General features: G+C 40.1%; 15 protein-coding genes. 8 read left to right on the top strand and 7 right to left on the bottom strand.

The window, feature by feature from the left end; genetic code table 11:
• Nucleotides 1–56: 56 nt before the first annotated feature.
• Nucleotides 57–2483, top strand: coding sequence for a TonB-dependent receptor domain-containing protein (locus tag BM192_RS12495; protein WP_051759927.1), 2427 nt, complete (start codon nucleotides 57–59; stop codon nucleotides 2481–2483).
• Between the two features lie 81 nt (nucleotides 2484–2564).
• Here BM192_RS12495 and BM192_RS12490 read toward each other — a convergent pair whose 3' ends face one another.
• On the bottom strand, nucleotides 2565–3668 hold the full coding sequence (locus BM192_RS12490; protein ID WP_037441480.1) for a glycosyltransferase: 1104 nt from the start codon (nucleotides 3666–3668) through the stop codon (nucleotides 2565–2567).
• Complete coding sequence (locus BM192_RS12485; RefSeq protein ID WP_037441498.1) at nucleotides 3659–4588, bottom strand: SDR family oxidoreductase; 930 nt, start codon at nucleotides 4586–4588, stop codon at nucleotides 3659–3661. Before BM192_RS12485 ends, BM192_RS12490 begins: the two co-directional genes overlap by 10 nt.
• 247 nt (nucleotides 4589–4835) lie before the next feature.
• Here BM192_RS12485 and BM192_RS12480 point away from each other — a divergent pair, with 247 nt between their 5' ends.
• The 4 genes from BM192_RS12480 to BM192_RS12465 all read left to right on the top strand — a co-directional run bounded on the left by BM192_RS12480 (nucleotide 4836) and on the right by BM192_RS12465 (nucleotide 11248).
• Nucleotides 4836–6071 (top strand): glycosyltransferase family 4 protein, encoded by a 1236-nt coding sequence (locus tag BM192_RS12480; protein WP_037441482.1) that lies wholly within the window; start codon nucleotides 4836–4838, stop codon nucleotides 6069–6071.
• Between the two features lie 80 nt (nucleotides 6072–6151).
• Nucleotides 6152–7801 (top strand): capsule assembly Wzi family protein, encoded by a 1650-nt coding sequence (locus BM192_RS12475; protein ID WP_037441484.1) that lies wholly within the window; start codon nucleotides 6152–6154, stop codon nucleotides 7799–7801.
• Nucleotides 7802–7854: 53 nt separating this feature from the next.
• Complete coding sequence (locus BM192_RS12470) at nucleotides 7855–10188, top strand: SLBB domain-containing protein (protein ID WP_051759930.1); 2334 nt, start codon at nucleotides 7855–7857, stop codon at nucleotides 10186–10188.
• A 1-nt stretch (nucleotide 10189) separates the two neighbouring features.
• Entirely contained in the window at nucleotides 10190–11248 is a 1059-nt protein-coding gene (locus BM192_RS12465; RefSeq protein ID WP_037441486.1) for a hypothetical protein, read from the top strand.
• A gap of 39 nt (nucleotides 11249–11287) precedes the next feature.
• On the opposite strand, the gene BM192_RS12460 is transcribed toward BM192_RS12465, so the two are convergent.
• Nucleotides 11288–11689 (bottom strand): hypothetical protein, encoded by a 402-nt coding sequence (locus BM192_RS12460; RefSeq protein WP_037441488.1) that lies wholly within the window; start codon nucleotides 11687–11689, stop codon nucleotides 11288–11290.
• 334 nt (nucleotides 11690–12023) lie between these two features.
• Between BM192_RS12460 and BM192_RS12455 the strand changes: the two genes are divergently transcribed.
• Genes BM192_RS12455 through BM192_RS12445 form a run of 3 tightly spaced genes read left to right on the top strand, consistent with a single transcriptional unit; the run spans nucleotide 12024 to nucleotide 15492 of the window.
• Nucleotides 12024–13013 (top strand): helix-turn-helix transcriptional regulator, encoded by a 990-nt coding sequence (locus BM192_RS12455; RefSeq protein ID WP_037441489.1) that lies wholly within the window; start codon nucleotides 12024–12026, stop codon nucleotides 13011–13013.
• 4 nt (nucleotides 13014–13017) lie between these two features.
• Nucleotides 13018–13440: a response regulator gene (locus tag BM192_RS12450; protein WP_037441491.1), complete on the top strand. Its 423-nt coding sequence runs from the start codon at nucleotides 13018–13020 to the stop codon at nucleotides 13438–13440.
• Between the two features lie 42 nt (nucleotides 13441–13482).
• Entirely contained in the window at nucleotides 13483–15492 is a 2010-nt protein-coding gene (locus BM192_RS12445; RefSeq protein ID WP_051759932.1) for a PAS domain-containing sensor histidine kinase, read from the top strand.
• Here the strand turns inward: BM192_RS12445 and BM192_RS12440 are convergent.
• From BM192_RS12440 to wecB, 4 genes are all read right to left on the bottom strand, one after another.
• Entirely contained in the window at nucleotides 15489–16931 is a 1443-nt protein-coding gene (locus tag BM192_RS12440) for a flippase (RefSeq protein ID WP_037441492.1), read from the bottom strand. The genes BM192_RS12445 and BM192_RS12440 overlap by 4 nt on opposite strands.
• A 17-nt stretch (nucleotides 16932–16948) precedes the next feature.
• Entirely contained in the window at nucleotides 16949–18697 is a 1749-nt protein-coding gene (locus BM192_RS12435) for a polysaccharide biosynthesis protein (protein ID WP_394364784.1), read from the bottom strand.
• A 418-nt stretch (nucleotides 18698–19115) separates the two neighbouring features.
• Nucleotides 19116–20354: a glycosyltransferase family 4 protein gene (locus BM192_RS12430; protein WP_051760116.1), complete on the bottom strand. Its 1239-nt coding sequence runs from the start codon at nucleotides 20352–20354 to the stop codon at nucleotides 19116–19118.
• Nucleotides 20355–20389: 35 nt separating this feature from the next.
• The gene (gene wecB / locus BM192_RS12425) at nucleotides 20390–21493 is read right to left on the bottom strand and encodes a non-hydrolyzing UDP-N-acetylglucosamine 2-epimerase (protein WP_037443096.1); all 1104 of its coding nucleotides are present in this window, start codon (nucleotides 21491–21493) and stop codon (nucleotides 20390–20392) included.
• Nucleotide 21494 lies beyond the last annotated feature (1 nt).

The following is a 21494-nucleotide window of genomic DNA, read 5'->3' as shown; positions in this document are numbered from 1 at the left end:
AGGTATTGAATAAAAGATTATATAAAGTTCCTGCTTTTCAATAAACGCTTATTAAAATGAAAATATTTCTACCTGCCGTTCTTCTTATTTGTTATATTATTCCTTTAAAACTTAGCGCGCAGCAAAGTGCTAAGATCAGCGGAATTGTAAAAGATAATACACAAACAATTCCTTCCGCTACTGTCTTACTGTATTCAGCAAAAGACTCCAGCCTGGTAACTACAGCAATGACAGATATGGACGGTAAGTACAGTTTTAATGCCGCAGCCAATAAATATTATATCGTTGCAACCTCAGTCGGTTATTCCAAAGTAAGCTCTCCGGCTTTCGATTTTAAAGCCACAGCAGCCTATCAGGTACCTGCAATAACAATCGCCGAACTTTCCAAACAACTTAATGAAGTTTCAGTCACGGCGACTAAACCGGTTTTGGAACGCAGGGCAGATAAATTAATTTTCAATATAGATGCGACACCATCATCCGCAGGACTTACCGGACTAGAGATTCTTAAAAAGGCACCTGGGGTAACCGTAGATCAGAATGATAATATCGCGTTAGCCGGAAAAAGTAATGTCCTGGTTACTATAGACGGAAAACAATCTTACCTCAGTGGTGCAGATGTGGTTAACCTGCTTAAGTCAATGCAGAGCAGTCAGATTGAAAGTATAGAGATTATCAATAATCCCGGCGCGAGATATGAAGCTAATGCTACCGGTGGTATTATTAATATCAAAACCAAAAAGAGCAAGACAGAAGGATTTAACGGAAGTCTGAATGCGGGTACCGGATTCAACAAATATCTGAATGGTAATGGCGCATTAGACCTGAACTTCCGTAAAAAGAACTTTAACTTATTCGGATCTTATGGTTACTATCGCAATAAAGAAGAACAATATACTACCATCGACCGAAAAACAGCTAGTATCACAAATCCGGTTTACTTCAGTCAAAGAAATAAAGATACCTCGGTTTACGAATCCAATAACTTCAAGATCGGTACAGACATCTTTCTAACTAAGAACCATACGATCGGTGCATTGTTCAAAGGAAATATCAGTAACTATCACTCCAACGGGTTCAGTAAAGTAAACATCGGAAGATCTTTTACCGAAACCGACTCTCTGCTCAGAAGTACTGCAACCAATATAAATCCACGTAAAAATTACTCTTACAATATTAACTATAAAGGAGTGCTGGATACTGCAGGTCAGGAAATTACTATAGATGCCGACTATTCAAAAAACATCTCCGATGACGATGCGACGAATAGCAATATCTTCTATAACCCTAATGGAAGCTTTTATAAGAACGGTGAAATTTACAGAAGTTTCGCACCATCAAATATTGATATCAAGGCACTTAAAGCAGATTACACCTTACCTATCAATAAAAAATACAAACTCGATGCAGGATTTAAACTGTCCGATGTGAAGACCGATAACGACTACGTTTATGAGAACCGCGCAGAAAACGGCTGGGCATTTGACGCTGGAAAAAGTAACCGGTTTAAATACGATGAAAAAGTGAATGCTGCTTATACCACGTTCAATGCAACCTTCGGGAAATCATCAATTCAGGCAGGCTTGCGTTTGGAGAATACACATTCAACCGGCAATTCAATTACTCAGAATCTGGTTACCGACCGCAAATACACAGACCTGTTCCCATCCTTAAGTTTATCACAAAACTTCAATGCAGATAACGTATTGAACTTCTCTTACTCCAGAAAGATTAACCGCCCGAATTACAGAAACCTGAACCCTTTCGTATTCTATCTGGATCAATATACTTATAACCAGGGTAATCCTAACCTGACACCAGAATACTCCAATAACCTGGAAGCCTCTTACCTATATAAACAAAAATATAGTGTCGCTTTAAATTACAGCAGAACAACAGATGTCATCACACAAGTTTTATTACAGGATGAAGTCAGGAAATCTATGTTCCAGACCGTATTAAACCTCGCATCAGAACAAGTTGCTTCCTTAACGCTGAACTTCCCGGTTAAATTAACTGAGTGGTGGAATATGAATAACAACGTATTAGGCTATTACAAAGAAATTAAAGCGCCAGGATTAAGCGGTTCCAATCTGGACTCCAAACAATTCAGTGCTAATATTTACGCGCAGAACAACTTTACCATTACCAAGCTAATCAGCGCAGATGCCGGTATAATGTATAGCACACCGCAAATTCAGGGTGCATTAAAACTAAAGAGCATGTTTAATACCGATGCAGGCCTCCGTTATAACTTCCCTGACAAATCAGGAAATATCAAACTAGGTGTGAGCGATGTGTTTCATACACAAAAACCAAGAATCAGCAGTACACTTCCTGGAAATGACTACTACCTGGAACAATATGGTACCACTACAAGTGTGAGATTAAGCTTCACTTACCGTTTTGGAAAAATGAGTGTAAAATCTGCAAGAAACAGAAGTACAGGGTCAGATGACGAACAAAAACGTCTGAATAAATAGATAAATAAACCCTAAGCAAAGCAAAACGGGAATCTTTTAAAGAGATTCCCGTTTTTTTTATTTTCATTAAATTTTATCTGATTAGCTTCTTTCGAAGATACGTACATGCTCGTCGGCTACGTGCTCCCAGTTAAAGACTGACAGTGCACGCGCCTGTGCTCTTAAAGCAAGCGCCTGCATCTCTGGGTAATTATCCTCAGCAAAGTTAATTTCTTCTGTTAACGAAGCTATATTCCCTTTTTTAAACATACGCGCAGTATCCTGAACAGCATATTCATTCTCCTCAATATCACTTACAATAAGCGGTACACCTAATCCCATTACAGAAAGCACAACAGGAGAAAGACCCTCCACATCAGAGGCCTGGATATAACAGTAAGCATTTTTCATTAAAGTATTAACCTCATCTCCGTATAGAAAACCCGGGAAATAAACACGGTCATTTGCCAGATCAGTCAATTCCTTTTCATAAGGAGAAGGATTCGGAGAACCACCTATCAGCACCAGCTTCTTTTTACTAGAAGATGCTGTAAAACCCGGAATCAGGTAATGAAGCCCTTTATCAGGAATAAACCTGCCCACAAATAAATAGTAATCACCCGGTGTCAGGTTCAGTCGGTGCAGAATATCATTATTTTCAGGCCAGGCGGCAATTTCACTTCCGAATGGAATGAAAGCAAAAGTCTTGCGGAAGCGGTCTTCGAATAATTTTTTAGCAATAACATTATCGAATATCACCTCGTTAGGCAGATATGCGGTCATATATGCAGAAAACTGAAGATATAGCTTAGCATACCAGGACCATTTGTCCCTCTTCCAGTCGACGCCATCCTGGCTAATAAAAACCTTTTTACCAAACAATCTTAAAGGCAATGCCCAGATACTGTTTCCGCCGTTTTGGATGTGGACAATATCAGCTGTATTATTCCAGATGATATCACAAGTAGATTTGAAAGAATGGAGCAACGTATCAAAACCACTTCTTTTAATAGTTTTGATTGTTTTAATCTGTACACCTTTGTATACATTAATATCTACAAACACGTCCGGATACTGTCTGTTATAAGCAACAACCTGATGGCCCCTGCTTACCAGCCTTGGAAAAAGTTCCAATGCAAATTTATCAGCACCAGCGGCGCCCTTTGCAGGTGGAACAGATCTGAATCCGAAGGCAGCTATACGCATTTGCTACTCTCGAAGTGCTCTTTCACAAAGTCTCCGAAATAGTCGTTGACATACTCATCCAGAGCCACTTTCCAGTCACGCATTTTATTCATATCACGCAGATCAAGCTTTTTGTTGATCAATCGTTCTGAAGGCGGACGGGGTGCAAAATAAGTATCTTTAAAATAGTCAGAAGTCACTTCATGGATAGTCACCTCGTCCTGGAGACCCAGAATCCGAACCAGTTCTTCAGCAACCTCTTTACGGCTGGTTTCACCATTGCAGACCAGGTTATATAAACCCCAGTACTCTTTTTCAAACAGCAGCTTTACATTTTTTGCAAAATCAACCGTGAAAGTCGGTGTACCATCCTTGTCATTCACAATATGCAGGTCACGGGTACCCGTAGCCAGCTGTTTTATAATTTTATTGATGAATTTTTTATCTTTTTTAGGACCGCCTCCCATCATCCAGCCAGCACGGCAGATAATGTATCTTTCTGCATGTTCACGGACATAACGCTCTCCCATATATTTGGAACGCGCGTAATGGCCAAGCGGATTAGGCTCATCCCAGTCGTCGTAGAAATCTTTTTTACCGTCAAAAATTCCGGCAGTACTGATATATAAAACAGGGATTTGAAGCTCGTTTGCGATAATTACTGCGTTTTCAACCGCAGTAGTATTAGTCAGATAAGTATCATCAAGATTAACTTCGCAATATTCTAGATCTGTGTAAGCGCCTAAATGGAAAAGAAAGTCAGGTTTAAAATCGACTACATCTTTTTTATAATTATCAAAGTCTCTGAAATCAAGCAGACTAAGCCAGTCTTCATTTACATCTTTGTCCGTACATTTAATATCGTATTCTTCTTTGAATACGCGGTAAAAAGCTTCACCCAGCATTCCGCCTGCACCAGCGATATAAATTTTTTTCTTCATTACGAAATTAAGGTCATTTGGATCAATATCATAACCACGATCCAATGGCGAATCTAAAATATTGAGTCTTATCGTCCTTCCAAAATTAGCGTTTTTTTTTAATCATTAAATACTATAGTAGCAATTACGATCAAAAATGTATTATTTCTTCAATAATTTGATTAAATCAGGCATCTTTGGAGATCATTTTCATCCACACAGGTATAAAAATTATGCCATTTTTTCTCAATAAGTATAAATAAGACATATGAATATACTTGTCGCAAACTGGACATGGTATCCGAGCGGTGGTGACTGGACATACGTAGAAAATATAACCAGGCAATATATAGCTCATGGACATCAGATTATTCCTTTCTCTATGCAGGACGAAAGGAACTTCAGCAATGCATATTCACCCTTCTTTATTAGCCATATAGACTATAAAAAGGTCAATAAGGCCAGTCCCGGTGCTGCCTATAAAGTCATTAAAACAAGTATCTGGTCAAAAGAGGCGCAGCAGCAACTTGAGAAATTACTCGATACTGTTAAAATAGATTTTGCGCATATCAATGTCATTCATCATTATATTACGCCAATTATTCTTAAAATATTAAAAGAAAGAGGAATCCCGGTTATCTGGACTTTACACGAATACACACCTATTTGTCCGGAGAGCACTTTTATAAGTCATGGTCAGATTTGTGAAAAATGCAAAGGCGGTGCCTTTTATCATTGTATAACCAATAAATGTAAGAAAGGCTCCTTACCTGCAAGCCTGGTTGCTGCTACAGAAAACTATGTACATGCAGCATTGAATTGCTATCAATATGTAGATCACTATGTATGTCCTTCCGAGTTTTTATATCAGAAATTTCGCTCATTTAACTTCTTTCCAGAAAAACTGGTACAACTTTATCATGGGTACGATTATGCAGAAGTTGAAAGCGCAACCAGAAACCTTGGTCCGGCACCGGCTCAGAAGTATATTGTATTCGCAGGCAGGCTGGAAAAGATTAAGGGACCCTATACATTAATTAAAGCCGTAGCTAACCATCCCGACATCCAGCTCAGATTAATTGGAACAGGGACGCAGGAAGCAGAACTCCGGCAATATGTAGCAGAGCAGCAATTAACGAACGTCACCTTTTTAGGGAAATTGAAAAGAGCGGAGACACTTAAAGAAATTGGAAACGCAACATTTTTAGTTTGCCCCTCAGAATGGTACGAGGTGCTGGGTTTCACCGTAGTTGAGGCAATGGCGATGGGTAAACCCGTTATCGGTTCAGCAATCGGAGCTATTCCGGAGATGGTTATAGAAGGTAAAACAGGCATGCTTTTCCCACACGGAGACGTCACTGTTTTATCCGGTAGAATTCGCGAACTCTACGACAGGCCAGAGCAGATTGAGGAGATGGGAAAAAATGCTAAAACACACATACACAACCTGATCAACTCAGAAAAACACTATGCCGGATTACAAAAATTGATACCCGGACTATAAATAAATTTACGTGGGTCTGCGATTATTGTCCTATACTTGCGTTTTTATAACCTCAAAATTAAACATCTTCCAATTATACGATGAAATTTATCAAATACAGTCTAATCATAATTACCTGCCTCGTGTTTCAGCAACTCAACGCAATTGGCCAGGTTGTGTTCGAGAATCCAAAGAGCCCGGTATATCAGTATTTATCAAGACAGGCACAGATTGGCCGTATTGAATATAATGACCTGATTCAACCTATTAGCAGAAAAGACATTGCCGGATATCTGAAAGAACTCGAAGAACAAAAAGACAAACTGTCTTCCAGGGAGCAGAAAGAACTTGCCTTTTATCAGCAGGAATACTCAGAATTTGATAGCCCGTTAAAAGATACAACTACCTTTTTTCGGAAGGACCAGTACGACAGATGGAGATTTCTTTCTGTTAAAAACGATGACTTCTTTTTACGCGGAGACCCAGCAATGAGCTTCGAGACTATAAATGGGAAAGGCAAAAACGTATTCAGGACCGCCACGGGTCTGTCATTTTACGGACATGCCGGAAAGCACTTTTCCTTTCAGGCCTACTTCCAGGATATTACTGAGAAAGGGGATGGAATTGACAGTCTGAAAAGATTTACACCTGAAACCGGAATCCTGCGTACAGCCAATATTAATCCGAATGCTAAAACCGTTAACTTCAGTGATGTCAGAGGATCGGTAACCTATGCCTGGAAGAATGGATCCATCAGCGTGGGTAAAGACCAGATGCTGTGGGGCTACGGAGAAGGTGGCCGCATTGTACTCTCAGACAAAGCTCCATCCTACCCGATGATCCGCCTGGATTATGCCCCGGTAAAATGGCTTCGCTTTAACTATATGCATGCCTGGTTAAACTCTGCACTAATCGACTCTGCCAGATCATATGATAAAGGCAACGCGTTATTCGGTGAGAACAGGGAATTATATATCCGCAAGTACTTTGTTAGTCACACCCTAACCTTTCTACCCGCAAAAGGCCTTAGCCTGAGTGTTGGGGAGAGTATGGTGTACAGCGATGATTTTGATGCCGGATATCTTTTACCGGTCATGTTCTTTAAAGCATATGACCAATATCAGAGCAGGTATAAATTAACGACCGGAGCTAACGGACAATTCTTCTTTAATGTCAGCTCCAGAAACTTTATTCCCAAAACACATTTATATGCTTCCCTTTTCATAGATGAGATTCGTACAGGAAGTATTTTCGATAAAGAGAAAAGCAGAAATCAGCTCGGATATACCGTAGGTGCAAGCCGTACAGATGCAGTAATCCCATACCTTACAATAGGCGGGGAATATACCCGGATCAATCCATATGCTTATAACAACCTGATACCCGCACAGACTTATACTAACCAGAGCTATTTGCTGGGAGACTGGATGGGACAGAATGCAGACCGGATTATGGCCTGGGCTTCCTATAACCCACTACCACGTTTAAGTACGAGAGTTCAGTTCACTTATATCCGTAAAGGCAGAGACGGTGACCTTTTTGACCAGTATTGGGCAGAACCTCAGGCAAAGTTCCTGGACGAAGGACCTGTACAAACACAAAAACAATTACTTATTCAGGCCAACTACGAATTGCTGCATAAACTTTATATCAGGACCAGTTACCAGCGTCAAACCGGTGTAATTAACCCCGAAGTACAGACATCAGCAGTACCAAACGAATTCCGTCTGGCCGTATCATTCGGCTTTTAAGAAAAATGTACCGAATATCATATATTTGTAAAAACTAATATCACACCTCCTCCATGCGCATTAAATTTTTCACTATACTTTTATTGATCTGTATTGCTTTTACCCAAACCGGGAAATCCCAGGAATTGTCCCTGAGTAATATACAGAATGTGAAAATCAGTCAGCTTACTGATCAGCAGATTATTCAGGCCTGGACGAAACTAGAAGAAACCGGCATTCCAGAAAAAGAAGCTTATAAATTAATGGCGCAGAAAGGACTGCCGCCAGGAGAAGTTGAAGAATTCAAAAACAGGGTCACTTTATTAGGCTTAAACCAAAAAGGAGTGAAACCACCGGTCTCAGCAAATAAAGAGACGACCAATTTCACACGCGATACCGCTGTTACCGTCATTAAACCCGAGAAAAAATCGGAACCCGCAGCTCCAAAACCAGTACTCAATATTTACGGAATGGATTTCTTTAACCAGAGTACGGTTAAATTTGAACCAAACACCAATGCAGCTACACCAAAAGGTTATGTATTAGGCTCTGGTGACGAAGTAATTGTTTTGGTAACCGGAATGAATGAAACCACCATTAAGACTAAAGTAAGTCCGGATGGGAACCTTCAGATTCCATATGCTGGATTAGTTCATGTAAACGGACTCACTATAGAACAAGCGACAAGTCAGGTCCGCGGCAAACTAGCGAAGATCTACCCTGCGCTGAATAGCGGACAAACACAAGTAGCTATAAACCTGGGGAGTACCAGAAGTATTAAAGTAACACTCATTGGCGAAGTTAAAACACCAGGATCTTATACCCTATCATCCGTTTCCACACTTTTCAATGCCCTTTATAACTCAGGCGGACCAAGCGTTAACGGGTCATTGCGCCGCATAGAGCTCATCAGAAATAACAAAGTTTACCGCACAGTAGATTTTTACACCTTCCTTCAGAAAGGATTGATGGATGGAAATATTCGCTTAGAAGATCAGGATGTTATTCGCATTCCTGTTTATACCAAACGAGTAAGTATCACCGGCGAAGTTAAAAAACCAGCTATTTATGAATTAAAAGCCGGTGAACAATTAGATGCCCTGCTGGAATATGCAGGCGGCTATACAGACATCGCTTACCGCGGAACTGCTAAAATAGAACAGATCAATGCTATTGAAAGAGAAGTTAAAGACGTCCCTTCCAATTTATTCGGCGGTTATACACCGAGAAACGGAGATATTGTAGAAATCGGTGCCATTACCAACCGTTTTGCCAACCGGGTAATCCTGGAAGGATCAGTTTACCGCCCTGGTATTTATGAACTCACTGCAGGCTTCAGCCTGGGTGCATTACTGCAAAATGCACAAGGCTTAAAACCAGAAGCGTATATGGAAAGAGGTTATATCAAAAGAACCCTTCCAAACCTCGAAAAAGAATTTATCTCCTTTAACCCGGCCCTGGTTCTCAATGGCGGCAGCGATATCCCTTTAATGCGCGATGACTCCGTAATGATCCAGGATCGCTCAGACTTTGTCAGGAATCAGCAGGTAACCGTTAACGGAAACGTTCGTACACCGACCGTTTTCACTTATAGAAAAGGTATGAAACTGGCAGATGTGATCGCTATGTCAGGTGGCTTTACCGAATCGGCGGCAGAACACCATATTGAAATTTCAAGGATTATTGAGAACAAACAAGACAGCGTTGCCAACCAGTTGGTAGAAACTTTTACTGTTAACCTTGACCCTGCCAGCGGAACTGTTCCTGATATAGAATTAATGCCAATGGATTATATCTATATTCCACGCCTGGTTAACTATAGAACACTCGGCAATATCGCTGTAACAGGAGAAGTCTTGTTCCCCGGTGAATATGCCGTGCAACGCAGAGATGAGACAGCACAGGACTTCCTGAAACGTGCCGGAGGCATTACACCTTATGGTTCTTTAGAAAATGCACAGACCTTCCGTAACGGTGTCCGCGTAAACCTCGATCTGTCCAGCACCAGTAATAATGAACTGGTTAAAAAAAGTATGATCCTTTTACCCGGAGACAGTATTTATGTACCAAGAACTATCTCTTTCGTAGAAGTTGCAGGTGCGGTGAACAATCCGCAGTTTATCAGTTATAATGGTCGCAGATTTAAATACTATCTCAATGCGGCAGCTGGTAAAACAGAGAATGCGAGACTAAAAGGAGCCTACGTAAAATATCCGGATGGATTGAATAAACCAGTTACCAACTTTTTATTCTTCCGCAATTATCCAGCTATAAAACCAGGTAGTAAAATCGTTGTACCTGAGAAAAGCAAAAACGGTTCAATCTGGAGAATGGGATTAGGCGAAATCGGAGGAATTACTTCCGCAGTAACTGCTTTAATCAGTCTGATCGCTATTTTATCTAAATAACATGAATACTGAAAATACACCCTACCCATACGAGCCTGAATTCTCCTTTAAGAAACTGATTAGCGATAGGATCGATGACTTAAAATATGTACTGCAGTTTAAAAAATCATTGGCGCTTGTATTGCTGCTTGCGGCACTGGCAGGCGCCTTATTTGCCTGGAAATGGCCGGTAACCTATACAGCGAGATTAACCTTTGTAATAGACGACACTAAATCCAGTGGCGGAGGTGGCCTGGCCGCTATCGCCGGGCAGTTCGGATTTAACCTCGATGGCTTAAGTGGTGCCAGCGGAGTATTGGCAGGAGATAATGTGCAGGAACTGCTCAAGTCCAGAAGACTAATTAAAAACACCTTGCTATCACCTTATAACGATAAAGGCGATTTTTCCCTGGCCGATCAATATGCAAAGGCTTATAAACTAGATAAAAAGTGGTTAAAATATAGTACCAACGGTCAGGCGATCCGTTTTCCTGTCGGCGGCAAAAATTATACACGCACACAGGACAGCTTGCTGCATGAGATTACAAAATCGATTATAGAAGGCCAGTTCGGCGTCGCTAAAACAGATAAAAAGCTAAGTTTTTTTGAAGTCAACTCCACTATGCGCGACGAGAAACTCGCTTACCTGTTTTGTACCAGGATGATTAAGCAGGGAACAGACTTCTTTATTCAGACTAAAACAGGCAGGATGCGTAATAATGTTACACGCCTTCAGCACAGGGCAGACAGTATCGGCCGCATTCTGAATAAGAAAACACTCGCTGCGTCTTCGGCCAGTCAGAGCCTGCTCGACCTTAATCCGGCCTATACCAGTGCTAATGCCAATGTAGAAACAACAGAGCGCGATAAGATTATTCTGAGCACTGTATTTAGTGAAACCGTAAAAAACCTCGAAGCCAGTAAAATGATGCTTGCTCAGGAAACCCCAACTGTTCAGATTGTAGATGAGCCGGAGTTTCCGCTTAAAAAGAACAGGATGAAATATGCATCGACCATACTAATGTTTATGATAGGATTTACAGGTATTTATTCCATTTACCTGATTACAACACGAAAGTAAAATACAAAGCATAGATTAAATCCCCGAATAGGGGATTTTTTATTTACCCCCGGCAGACAGCTGCTTCAGCAGCTCTTTAGCGTAGTACTCCCGCCAGCTGAAGAAACGCAGCTCTTCATATTCCAGTTCCCATTGTACTAATAAATCATTCTGGGCGTTTATCTTCTGCTGGTGCTGCTCGACACTAGCTTTATATTCCGGAGGGATTGAATCCGAAATATCTTCCATATCCAAAGTAAAAGAATCATATTTTTTCCAGGAGAACTCTGCTTCACAAAAATACCTGAAGTAGCTGCAATATATATGTTTCGACTGTAGCCCATATACTTCATCGAGCGGTTCCGGAACTATTGGCTTCGGTCTTATGTCTACCTTAAACCAGGGCGGTATATCAGGTGCGCTGTTGGCCAGAGAAGACAACAATTTAAGTTTCTCCATCATGTTGGTCTGCTGCTTGTTCTAATTGTGTTCGGCTTTGGCTCATTGTAAGCTCCATATTTGTGTATCAGCCAGGCAATTTGCGGTATAAACCCGACCGAATAAGACATAAAAAATGCGCATCAGGCTTTTGACAGAATTTCGATCACAAACTATCAATAAAATATAAAATCACATCAAATGGTTAATTAAGATAAACTACTAAGAAGAATATCTATAAAAAATCTATCAAAAGATAGCAAACCTGTCCTATCCGGTAAAATACTAGTCTTTATAAGAGAGTAAAGATTGATAAAATTGACAATGGTTAGTTTATGCCCGAACAACATGAGATACTATGCAAAGGAACTGGAGATTTATATTTTTTAAAAAGCTTGAACCTAAAGCATATATAAACTACCTGAAAAGAAAAGAAAGCTACTCAAATTTATCATCAGAAGGACATGCCTACTCAAATCTCCACTTCACGTGGTCAGACATTTACTATGAACAAATCAATGAAGGATTCTGGCTTTTCTCCATGGAAACCGAAGAAAGAAGAGATACCTGTTATGTATTTCAGCCAAAGAAATCAATGAAAAACTATTATTCCATCAACTATTACCATTCAACAGGTAAACTAGGATATGAAGCGAATGGATCCCTGCACTGGACTAATAAAGTTGTGATTTTTGCCAATCCAGATACAACCCATAAAATCTATCTCAGAAAAGGAATGATCCTTAAATGCTGCCGGCTGGTATTTACCCAGGACTATCTCGATAAGCTTATAGATCTATCAGCCGGAGACCTATCTGATTTTGATTTAGCAAAGACGATCCTGGGAACCCATGCCGCCTATTCCAGAAATATTGAAGAGTCTGAAAATATTATCCTGAGAAGACTTCACTATATCCAGAAACACGAGAGAAAAAACTTCGATTACCATTTATCTGTTATAAAAAGTGCCTATGAAATAACTGATACTTTCTTCAAACTATCATTTCCTAAAACCTCTGCCGACCTTTCTCTGAGAGATAAATCAGATGTGATGGCGAGGGCCGCCATCCTGCTCGAAAGACACATTCAGGATAAATTCCCCGGCATTGCTGCATTAGCAGAAGATTGTCACGTATCGCCTACCAAGCTCAAGAGTCATTTTAAGAAGACCTATAAAGTAACTCCGCTAGAGTATTTCAGGAGATTACAAATGATATACGCTATGGATATGCTTCAAAAAAAAGAACTTAAAATAAAAGATCTGTCCCTCAATCTTGGATTTAAGAAGAGCAGCACCTTTAATTTCTGGTTTAAAAAGACAACTGGAAAACACGCATCAGAAATTTAAGCAAATGAAATCAACCACTACCCTGAATATCGTCATTGTAGATGATAACCTCATCTACCAGCGTATTATCAGTTATAGCCTAAAGCAGAATAGCTATAACATTCTGTTTCAAGCCGAAAATGGCCAGGATTGCCTGGATCAACTGCGACAAAGCGTGGTATTGCCCCACCTCATTATCCTAGATCTGGATATGCCTGTCATGAATGGATATGATACTGCTATTCATTTAAAAGCGAGCTGGCCGGCAATTAAGATTATTGCCTATTCTTCCACTGAAGATCCCAAAGCTTTCCAGAAGATAATGGCAAATGGTGCAGACCATTTTGTTTCAAAAGGAAATGATATACAAGAGCTTATCAGAAAGATTGCACAGCTGATTATTCCGGAAGTAAATGAAAATATCCAGAACGGGTGGCGGAAGGTTTGACATAAGATTTAAAGATATATCTTTGGTTTTATGATTTGCCAAATGAACAAACCTGCAAGCAGTCTGAGTAATGAGGAAATTCTGGATATCCTGTCTTTATCCAGAAAAGCAACCGCAATTTACACTTCCGAAAACATCGTCATCGAATTTGCCAATGATCAGATGATCAGTTTTTGGGGTAAAGACCGGAACGTAATCGGCCTTGAATTGGAGGTAGCCGTACCCGAATTAAAAGGGCAGCCGTTTATTGCGCTATTGCAACAGGTTTGGCGGACGGGAAATACTTATACAGCCGAAAATCAGTCAGCTGAACTCCGGGTAAATGGAAAACTGCAACGGTTTCACTTTAACTTTGAGTACAAGGCCATTAAAAATGAGCATGGAGAAGTTTACTCCATATTACATACCGCTACAGATGTTACGCAGCTAAACCTGGCAAAACAGGCCTTGGATACAGGCTTGCTCAGAGAGCAGGAACTCAACAGGAAACTACTATCTGCGAATGCCAGCCTAGGAAAAAGCCAGGATAAGTTTGCATCTCTAGTTAAAAATGCACCTGTGGCCATCACCTTTCTTCAGGGGCCGGAGTTATTGGTAGAACTCGTCAATAAGAAAATGCTCGAAATATGGGGCCGCAGAGAAGAACAAGTAATTAATCTTTCCATTCTGGATGAGACCAATCCTTTAATAGACCCCGAGCAGGTTAGATTAATCAACCGGGTATATGAAACCCAAGACCCTTACTACGGTTTTAGCGTTAAGATCAATATTCTATCCCCTTTCAGTGTAATTACAAGATACTTTGATTTAATTTATGAGCCGGTCCTGGACGTTGAGAATGAGGTTATAGGGGTTATGATTGTCGCGACAGACGTAACTGAGCACTCTTTAAGCTTTCAGCGGGAACAATCACTTGCCGAAGAATTAACGGCCAGTAATAATGAGCTCGCTGCGATTAATGAAGAGATGCATGCCTCCAATGAAGAATTGAATCGAAGAGAAGACCAGCTGCAGTTTATTATAGATGCGGCAGAAATAGGCATCTGGGATCTGGACCTCCGCAATCTGCAGTTATCCGGTAATGACCGTTTTAAATCGTGGCTTGGGTTATCCGAGCAAGATGCTATATCGCTCAGTGAGCTTTATAAAGTAATTCATAAAGACGATTACGCTCATGTATCCTCGGCAATAAAAGAAGCATTAAGGGAGCACTCCAGTGGGAAGTTTAATGTAGAATTTCAATTAAATATTCCCGGAGAACTCTTACCGAGGTATATCGCCGCTAAAGGAAAAGCAAGTTTCAATATTCAGCAGCAACCACTCAAATTCAGTGGTACGATGATGGATATTACCGAACGTAAACAAGATGAGCTACGTAAGAATGATTTTATTGGAATGGTTAGCCATGAACTTAAAACACCCCTCACCTCTCTAAACGGATATTCACAAATACTCCAGAGCCGGGCGAAGAAGAATCAGGATGAGTTCTCGGTAAATGCCCTTAAAAAGATTGGAACGCAGGTGAGCAAGATGACCGCACTAATCAATGGGTTTTTAAATATCTCGCGTCTGGAATCCGGAAAAATACATCTGGAGAAAAAGAAATTTAACCTTGATGAGCTCATTGCCGAAAACATTAAAGAATCCGAGCTGCTTACCGAAACACATCAAATTCTCTTCACACCATGTCCGCCCGTAGAAGTAGAGGCAGATAAGGATAAGATCAGCTCAGTGATCACTAATTTCATCAGTAATGCTGTCAAATACTCTCCAGCAGGAAAATTAATTGAGATCCAATGCGAAGTGAGCCCGTCAGAAGTCAGAGTCGGGGTTAAGGATCATGGAATGGGTATTAAAAAAGAAGATTCAGAAAGACTCTTTGAACGATTCTACCGGGTGAGAAATGGGCAGACACAGCTAATCTCCGGGTTCGGAATTGGTTTATACCTCAGTGCTGAAATTGTAAAAAGTCATTCCGGCAAGATCTGGGTAGAGAGCATCCCAGGAGAAGGATCTACATTCTTCTTTACGCTGCCCCTTAGCAGTACTTAAACCTTATTCTTAAGCATCAGCTTAGCTTTCAGAAAGTCGAGAACGCTGAACACAAAATAATTTCTGAACAAGAACAGCTGGGTGGCTACATAACAGATTGCGCAGCCGCCGATCCCCAGAATGAGCGTTAGAATGAGCGAAGTTCCATATATCCTGGCCATCCAGATTACCGGTATGAAAAGTATGGTGCTTAATAATGCCTTCCCCATTAAAGACCATTGATAAGTAAATTTAAAATGCTTTCTAATGAAGTAGAAGTACATCACAGAAACCAGTGTCTCCGCCGATAAGTTCGCTATTGAAGAACCCACCTCTTTCCAGACGGGTACCAGTAAGAAGTTGAGCAGTACACTGATCACCATACCGCAGATCACAGAAAAAAGCATTTCTTTATTTTTACCGGCGGGGATTAGAATGAGACATAGGAATAAGTGGCCGAAACCAATTACCACTGGCAGAAAAGATAGAAGCTGCATACTCAGGGTTGCAGGCAAGAATTCCTTTCCTGAGAAAAGTGCAATAAATTCTGGCGCGAAGAGCATTAGCCCCATGGCGATAGGAACAGAGAAAAAAGCGAGGAAACGGAAGTTCTCATTTAAGGTCTCCTGTACGCCTTCCAAATTTTCCTCGGCGAAATACTTTGCTATACGCGGAATGAGTACTACACCCATGGAGGTTACGAACGGAATTATTATTTTACTTAATTTGACGGCGGCGGTATATAATCCCACAGTTTTATTATTTGCTAATAATCCAAGCAGCACGGTGTCCATTTCTGTATACATGCTTGTAGCAAAAGTAGTACTCAAAATCATGAGGAGCGGAACGATGTGCCTGCGCAGTTTCAAATCTCTGAGCACCAGCTTCACACGCGACCTTGACAAAAATAAACTCAGCAGATTATTTCCCATAAAGGAGAAGATCATGATGAGCAGATAAATGCCGAAATCGTTGCGGTCCCTGATGAAAGTATACATTAATACCAGACCGATCAATTTAAACAATACAGAGCGCAGGGCAATCGAACGGAACTCTTCCATTCCGGTGTACAACCATTCAATGTAGGAGAAGCTCAGCAGAATAAGCAAGCCGGCAGCAATAAAGAGATTTCTGTCTGCCTGGAAATAAGGGAAGAAAAAGATCACCAGGAGATACGCAATCGTCAAAACGACACTAGTGATCACATTCACTATGAAAAGCTCAGAGAAGACAGCAGAACGAGCGTCAGGGTCATTCCTGCGCCTGGCAATCTCTTTCATACCATAAATAGGAATGCCCAGGCTGGCAACCAGGGCAAAATACATGGCAAAAGAATAAATAAACTGGACTTTACCGATCCCTTCCGGTCCCAGTATCCGGGACACATATGGAAAACTTAAAATGGGAAATAATAAGTTAGCTAGGGAAAGCAGTAGGTTATAGAAGTAGTTCTTTGCCATTTAGAAAGGCCGGAACGTTAAACTTTAGCGTCCAGGTTTTCGAAGATAGAGTTTTGACTCTTATATTCCTTAACCAGCTCTTTCATTAATCTTACAACTTGCATATCTTCAGACCTGCGTGCAGAATCAATTAGGTTATAGATCTGGTTTTGAATTTCATCAAACTCGTACTCGCGCACCTTACCGATCATAATTTTCGAGTGGTGCGTAGGCATTGTATTTTCGTTATCATTTAATAACTCTTCATATAACTTCTCACCAGGCCTCAAACCCGAATATTCAATGCGGATATCCTGATTAGGCACTAAACCAGCAAGCTGAATCATTTTTTTAGCGAGATCAACAATCTTAACTGACTTGCCCATATCAAAAACAAAGATCTCTCCACCCTCACCCATACAACCGGCTTCCAATACCAGGCGACAAGCCTCAGGAATGGTCATAAAGTAACGTGTAATCTCAGGATGCGTCACCGTGATTGGCCCACCTTTTTCGATTTGCGCTTTAAACCTAGGGATTACAGAACCGTTAGAGCCCAATACATTACCAAAACGGGTCGTAATGAATTTTGTGATAGGTTTAACATCTAGATCATTAATATAACTCAATCCATTACTAAAAACATGGTCTTTATGATGCAGGGAGTTATTTAAAGACTGTACATAAATTTCAGCGATCCTTTTAGAAGCGCCCATTACGTTCGTCGGATTCACGGCTTTGTCGGTAGAGATCATCACAAACTTCTGCACGCCATATTTGACTGCTTTGTCTGCAATAGTTTTCGTACCCAACACATTCGTTTTAATAGCTTCGCTAGGGTTGTCTTCCATTAGAGGCACATGCTTATATGCGCCGGCATGATATACGTAGTGCGGCTTAAAAGTACTAAACAGATTTTCCATCCGCTTGTCATCTCTTACATCACCAATAAAAGCATGGAAGTTCTTATTCTTGGTACTTTCAGTAAGCTCCAGGTACAGATCATGCAGACCAGTTTCACTCTGGTCACATAGAATTATTAGGCCGACATCAAACTTACTTAACTGCCTTACAATTTCAGATCCGATAGATCCGGCAGCTCCAGTAATTAAAATACGTTTGTCTTTTAGTTGACTACCTATACCATCAATATCTATAGTGATAGATTTACGGTTCAATAAATCTTCAATATTCAGTTTTTTTATCTGTCCCGGCTGAATCTTACCACCCGTCCATGCATTCGGAGGTGGGATATTTAAGACTTTAATACCATTCTCCAGACAGATGTCAACAATATTAGCCTGTACATCGGCAGGTATAGAGTAAGTGGCGAATATAATTTCTTCTAACTCGTGCTTGGCGATAATCTGTTCCAGGTTCTTCGCATCCAGAATTATAATCCCCTCAATAGTTTTCCCTACTTTACGGGTGTCATCATCCACGAAGGCAACAATCCTTTTGTTCACTTTAGGATCATGATCAAATGTACGTTTCGTCAAAATACCAGCTTCACCGGCACCGTAGATCATTACTTTTACCTTATCCAGCTTCATGTTTTTGATATACATGAAGAAGTATTTAATCAATATGCGGTAAGTGATAAGCAGACCAAAACAGGTTAATGCATTTACCACTAATACCGTTGTTGGAATAAGAGCATGTGAACCGGTGGCCACAAAGATCATATTCACTACGAAGTATAAGGAATTTGAAAATAAGATTGAGTATACAATGCGGAAAGAGTCCTGTGCGCTTGTATATCGGATAATACCGGAGTAGCTTTTCATTAGTATGAAAACTACGGCATTCAATGATGTTAGTATTAGCACATTTCTGCTAAACTCCACATAATCCAGGGCATTTAGATCAAAATTTAGCTTCAATAGGTACGCGAACGTTAGTGAAACTATACAGATCGCTAAGTCAAGCGTAAAGATTATCCAACGGGGAACTATATTTATTTGTGTAAACAAAATGCTCGATATTTATGTTTTGGTAAAACTACCTAAAAAAACCGTACCAAAAATGATGTTGAAACGATAATTCTTGAAAGAGATTATTTTATAACAACTTTTTTACTATATTAAAAACTAATAGTTAAGCCTACATTCAAATACAAATATATAATATCACTATACATTACTACCTGTTATTTTTTATTCGTTGACTAAATACAGACTTACGCTTATAAAGAGCTAGTATTGACTATATTAGTGAACATAATGAACAAAACAATAAACAACTAATTTTCGAACTGTGGACGCTAACTAACATCTTTAACATTTTATCAGCCAGAAAGTCTTTGTCAAAATATTTCTTTGCAACGAGTAAACCATTACGTCCCATTTCGGCCGTATTCTCCTGATTATCTTTCATTTGAATAAGTGTATCGGCTAATTGTTCCGGATCGTTCGGGTCTAAAGTGTAACCCACTTTATGCTCATTTAAAAAGTCCATCATCCATCCCTCCGTATTTTGTATCACAGGAATACCTGCAGCAAGGGATTCAAAGAACTTATTAGGAGATGAAGTATCCAATACAGGAGTTCCCTTTAACGGCACTAACGAAACAAAAGAATGCTGTATGTAAGCAATCAAATCATTCTTAGGCATTAAACCGAGCCTCACGAAATTGTTCACCCCATTTTGATTTGCGAGTTCAACCAATTCTTCTCGTTGCTGTCCCTCACCTACCATTAAAATAACGATATCTTCTCTTCCTCTATCTTTAAGGCACTTTGCTGCATCGTAAAGCCAGTAAGAATTATTTACCATCCCTATATTTCCTGTATAAATTGCGTAAGTTTTAGACTTAACCAATTTAGATTTAAAAGGTACCGGGGTGGAGAACAATTCGATATTTGCCGCATTAGTCACGTCGTCAACATTTGATATACCAAATCGTCGTTTAATATTCTTGGTCATCCCGGGCGAAAGTGTAACTATATGCGTAGATGCATTATAGCAAACCCGCTCGAACCAATAAGAAAACTTCTGGATTAGTGGATTAGAGATTATTCCCAATTCAATTGCTCCTTCGGGCCAAAGATCCCTGGTTTCAAATACTAATTTTCTGCCTCTAATATATCTGGCAATCAAACCTGGTAAACCTACGGTTATAGGCCCAGAAGAGGCAATAACTACATCTGCCTTAAGTGTTAGGGCATAGTAGCTGGAAAGAATACTGTAAAGTAAAAAGGACTTGATCCTTTTCAGAAAAGATTGTTTGTTATCTATTACGACGTTTAACACTTTTACATGAATTCCTTCAAAATATTGGTCTTCTATAAATTGTTCAGCTTTTAGATCTGACTTGCTGTAAACACTGGTTACCACTGTAACCTCATGACCTTCCTTAACCCACTCTTTTGCAAACTCGTAAACTCTTGTACCCCAAGAACCTTTTGGAGTAGAGAAGTATTGGTAAAAATATACTATCTTCATGAGTTTACATTGGCGAATAATTCCATATTCTAATCTTATTTTTTATTAATTCGATATAATTTAACCAATTCATCGACTATTCTTTCGGCAGTCTTCCCATCCCAAAGTTCTGGTATGGCCCCTTTTTTCCAATCGCCAGCAAATAATTTCTCCATTGCAGGAGCAATTGCATTCGGATCTGTCCCCAATAACTCGTTGGTTCCAATAGTGATTGTTTCAGGTCTCTCTGTATTGTCACGAAGCGTCATACAAGGAACAGCCATAACAGTTGTCTCTTCTGTAATTCCGCCTGAATCAGTTACAACAGCCTTTGCTCGCTCAACTAAATAATTAAATTCTAGATATCCTAGGGGTTCAATCAAGTGCATGTTATCAAAAGCTATGCCTAAACCCTCCAAAATTTTCGCTGTCCTAGGATGAACTGGAAATACCAGAGGTAAACCATGGGTGTTTTTTATAATTTCTTCGATAAGATTTTTCAACTTATATTCTTCATCAACATTTGCAGGGCGATGCAAAGTCATAATGATATAGTTTTTCTCCATTAAATTCAGTTCATCCCAAATCTCAGGTTTGTTGAATTTAGGCCTGTTCTTTAACAACGTGTCAATCATCGTGTTTCCAACGAAGAAGATCCTTTCTGATTCAACACCGGAATTTAAAAGATTTATATTCGCAACATCAGAGGTCGTAAAGAAATAATTAGTTATGCTGTCTGTTACTAGTCGATTAATCTCCTCTGGCATACTCCAATCACCCGAACGTATCCCCGCTTCAACATGTGCCACCTTAACATGAAGTTTTTGTGCTACAATAGCACAAGCCATAGTTGAAGTCACGTCACCGACAACTAATACAAGATCGGTAGGATTTTCTATCAGCTCTTTCTCAAAACGTACCATGATCGCTGCAGTTTGTTCAGCCTGTGAACCACCACCAGCTTCTAAATTTGAATGCGGGTCGGGAATTTCCAATTGCTCGAAAAAATCGCCAGACATCTTTTTGTCATAATGTTGACCGGTATGTATCAATCTGAAATCAATATCAAATTTTAGACTTCTCTTTTGTTGTATAGCATGAATGATAGGTGCAATCTTCATGAAATTTGGTCTGGCGCCAGCGATTATCGTAATATTCATT

The sequence above is a fragment of the Pedobacter antarcticus genome (assembly GCF_900112985.1).
In the GTDB taxonomy this organism is placed as follows: Bacteria; Bacteroidota; Bacteroidia; order Sphingobacteriales; family Sphingobacteriaceae; genus Pedobacter; species Pedobacter antarcticus.
This window is presented reverse-complemented; position numbering and strand designations above follow the sequence as displayed.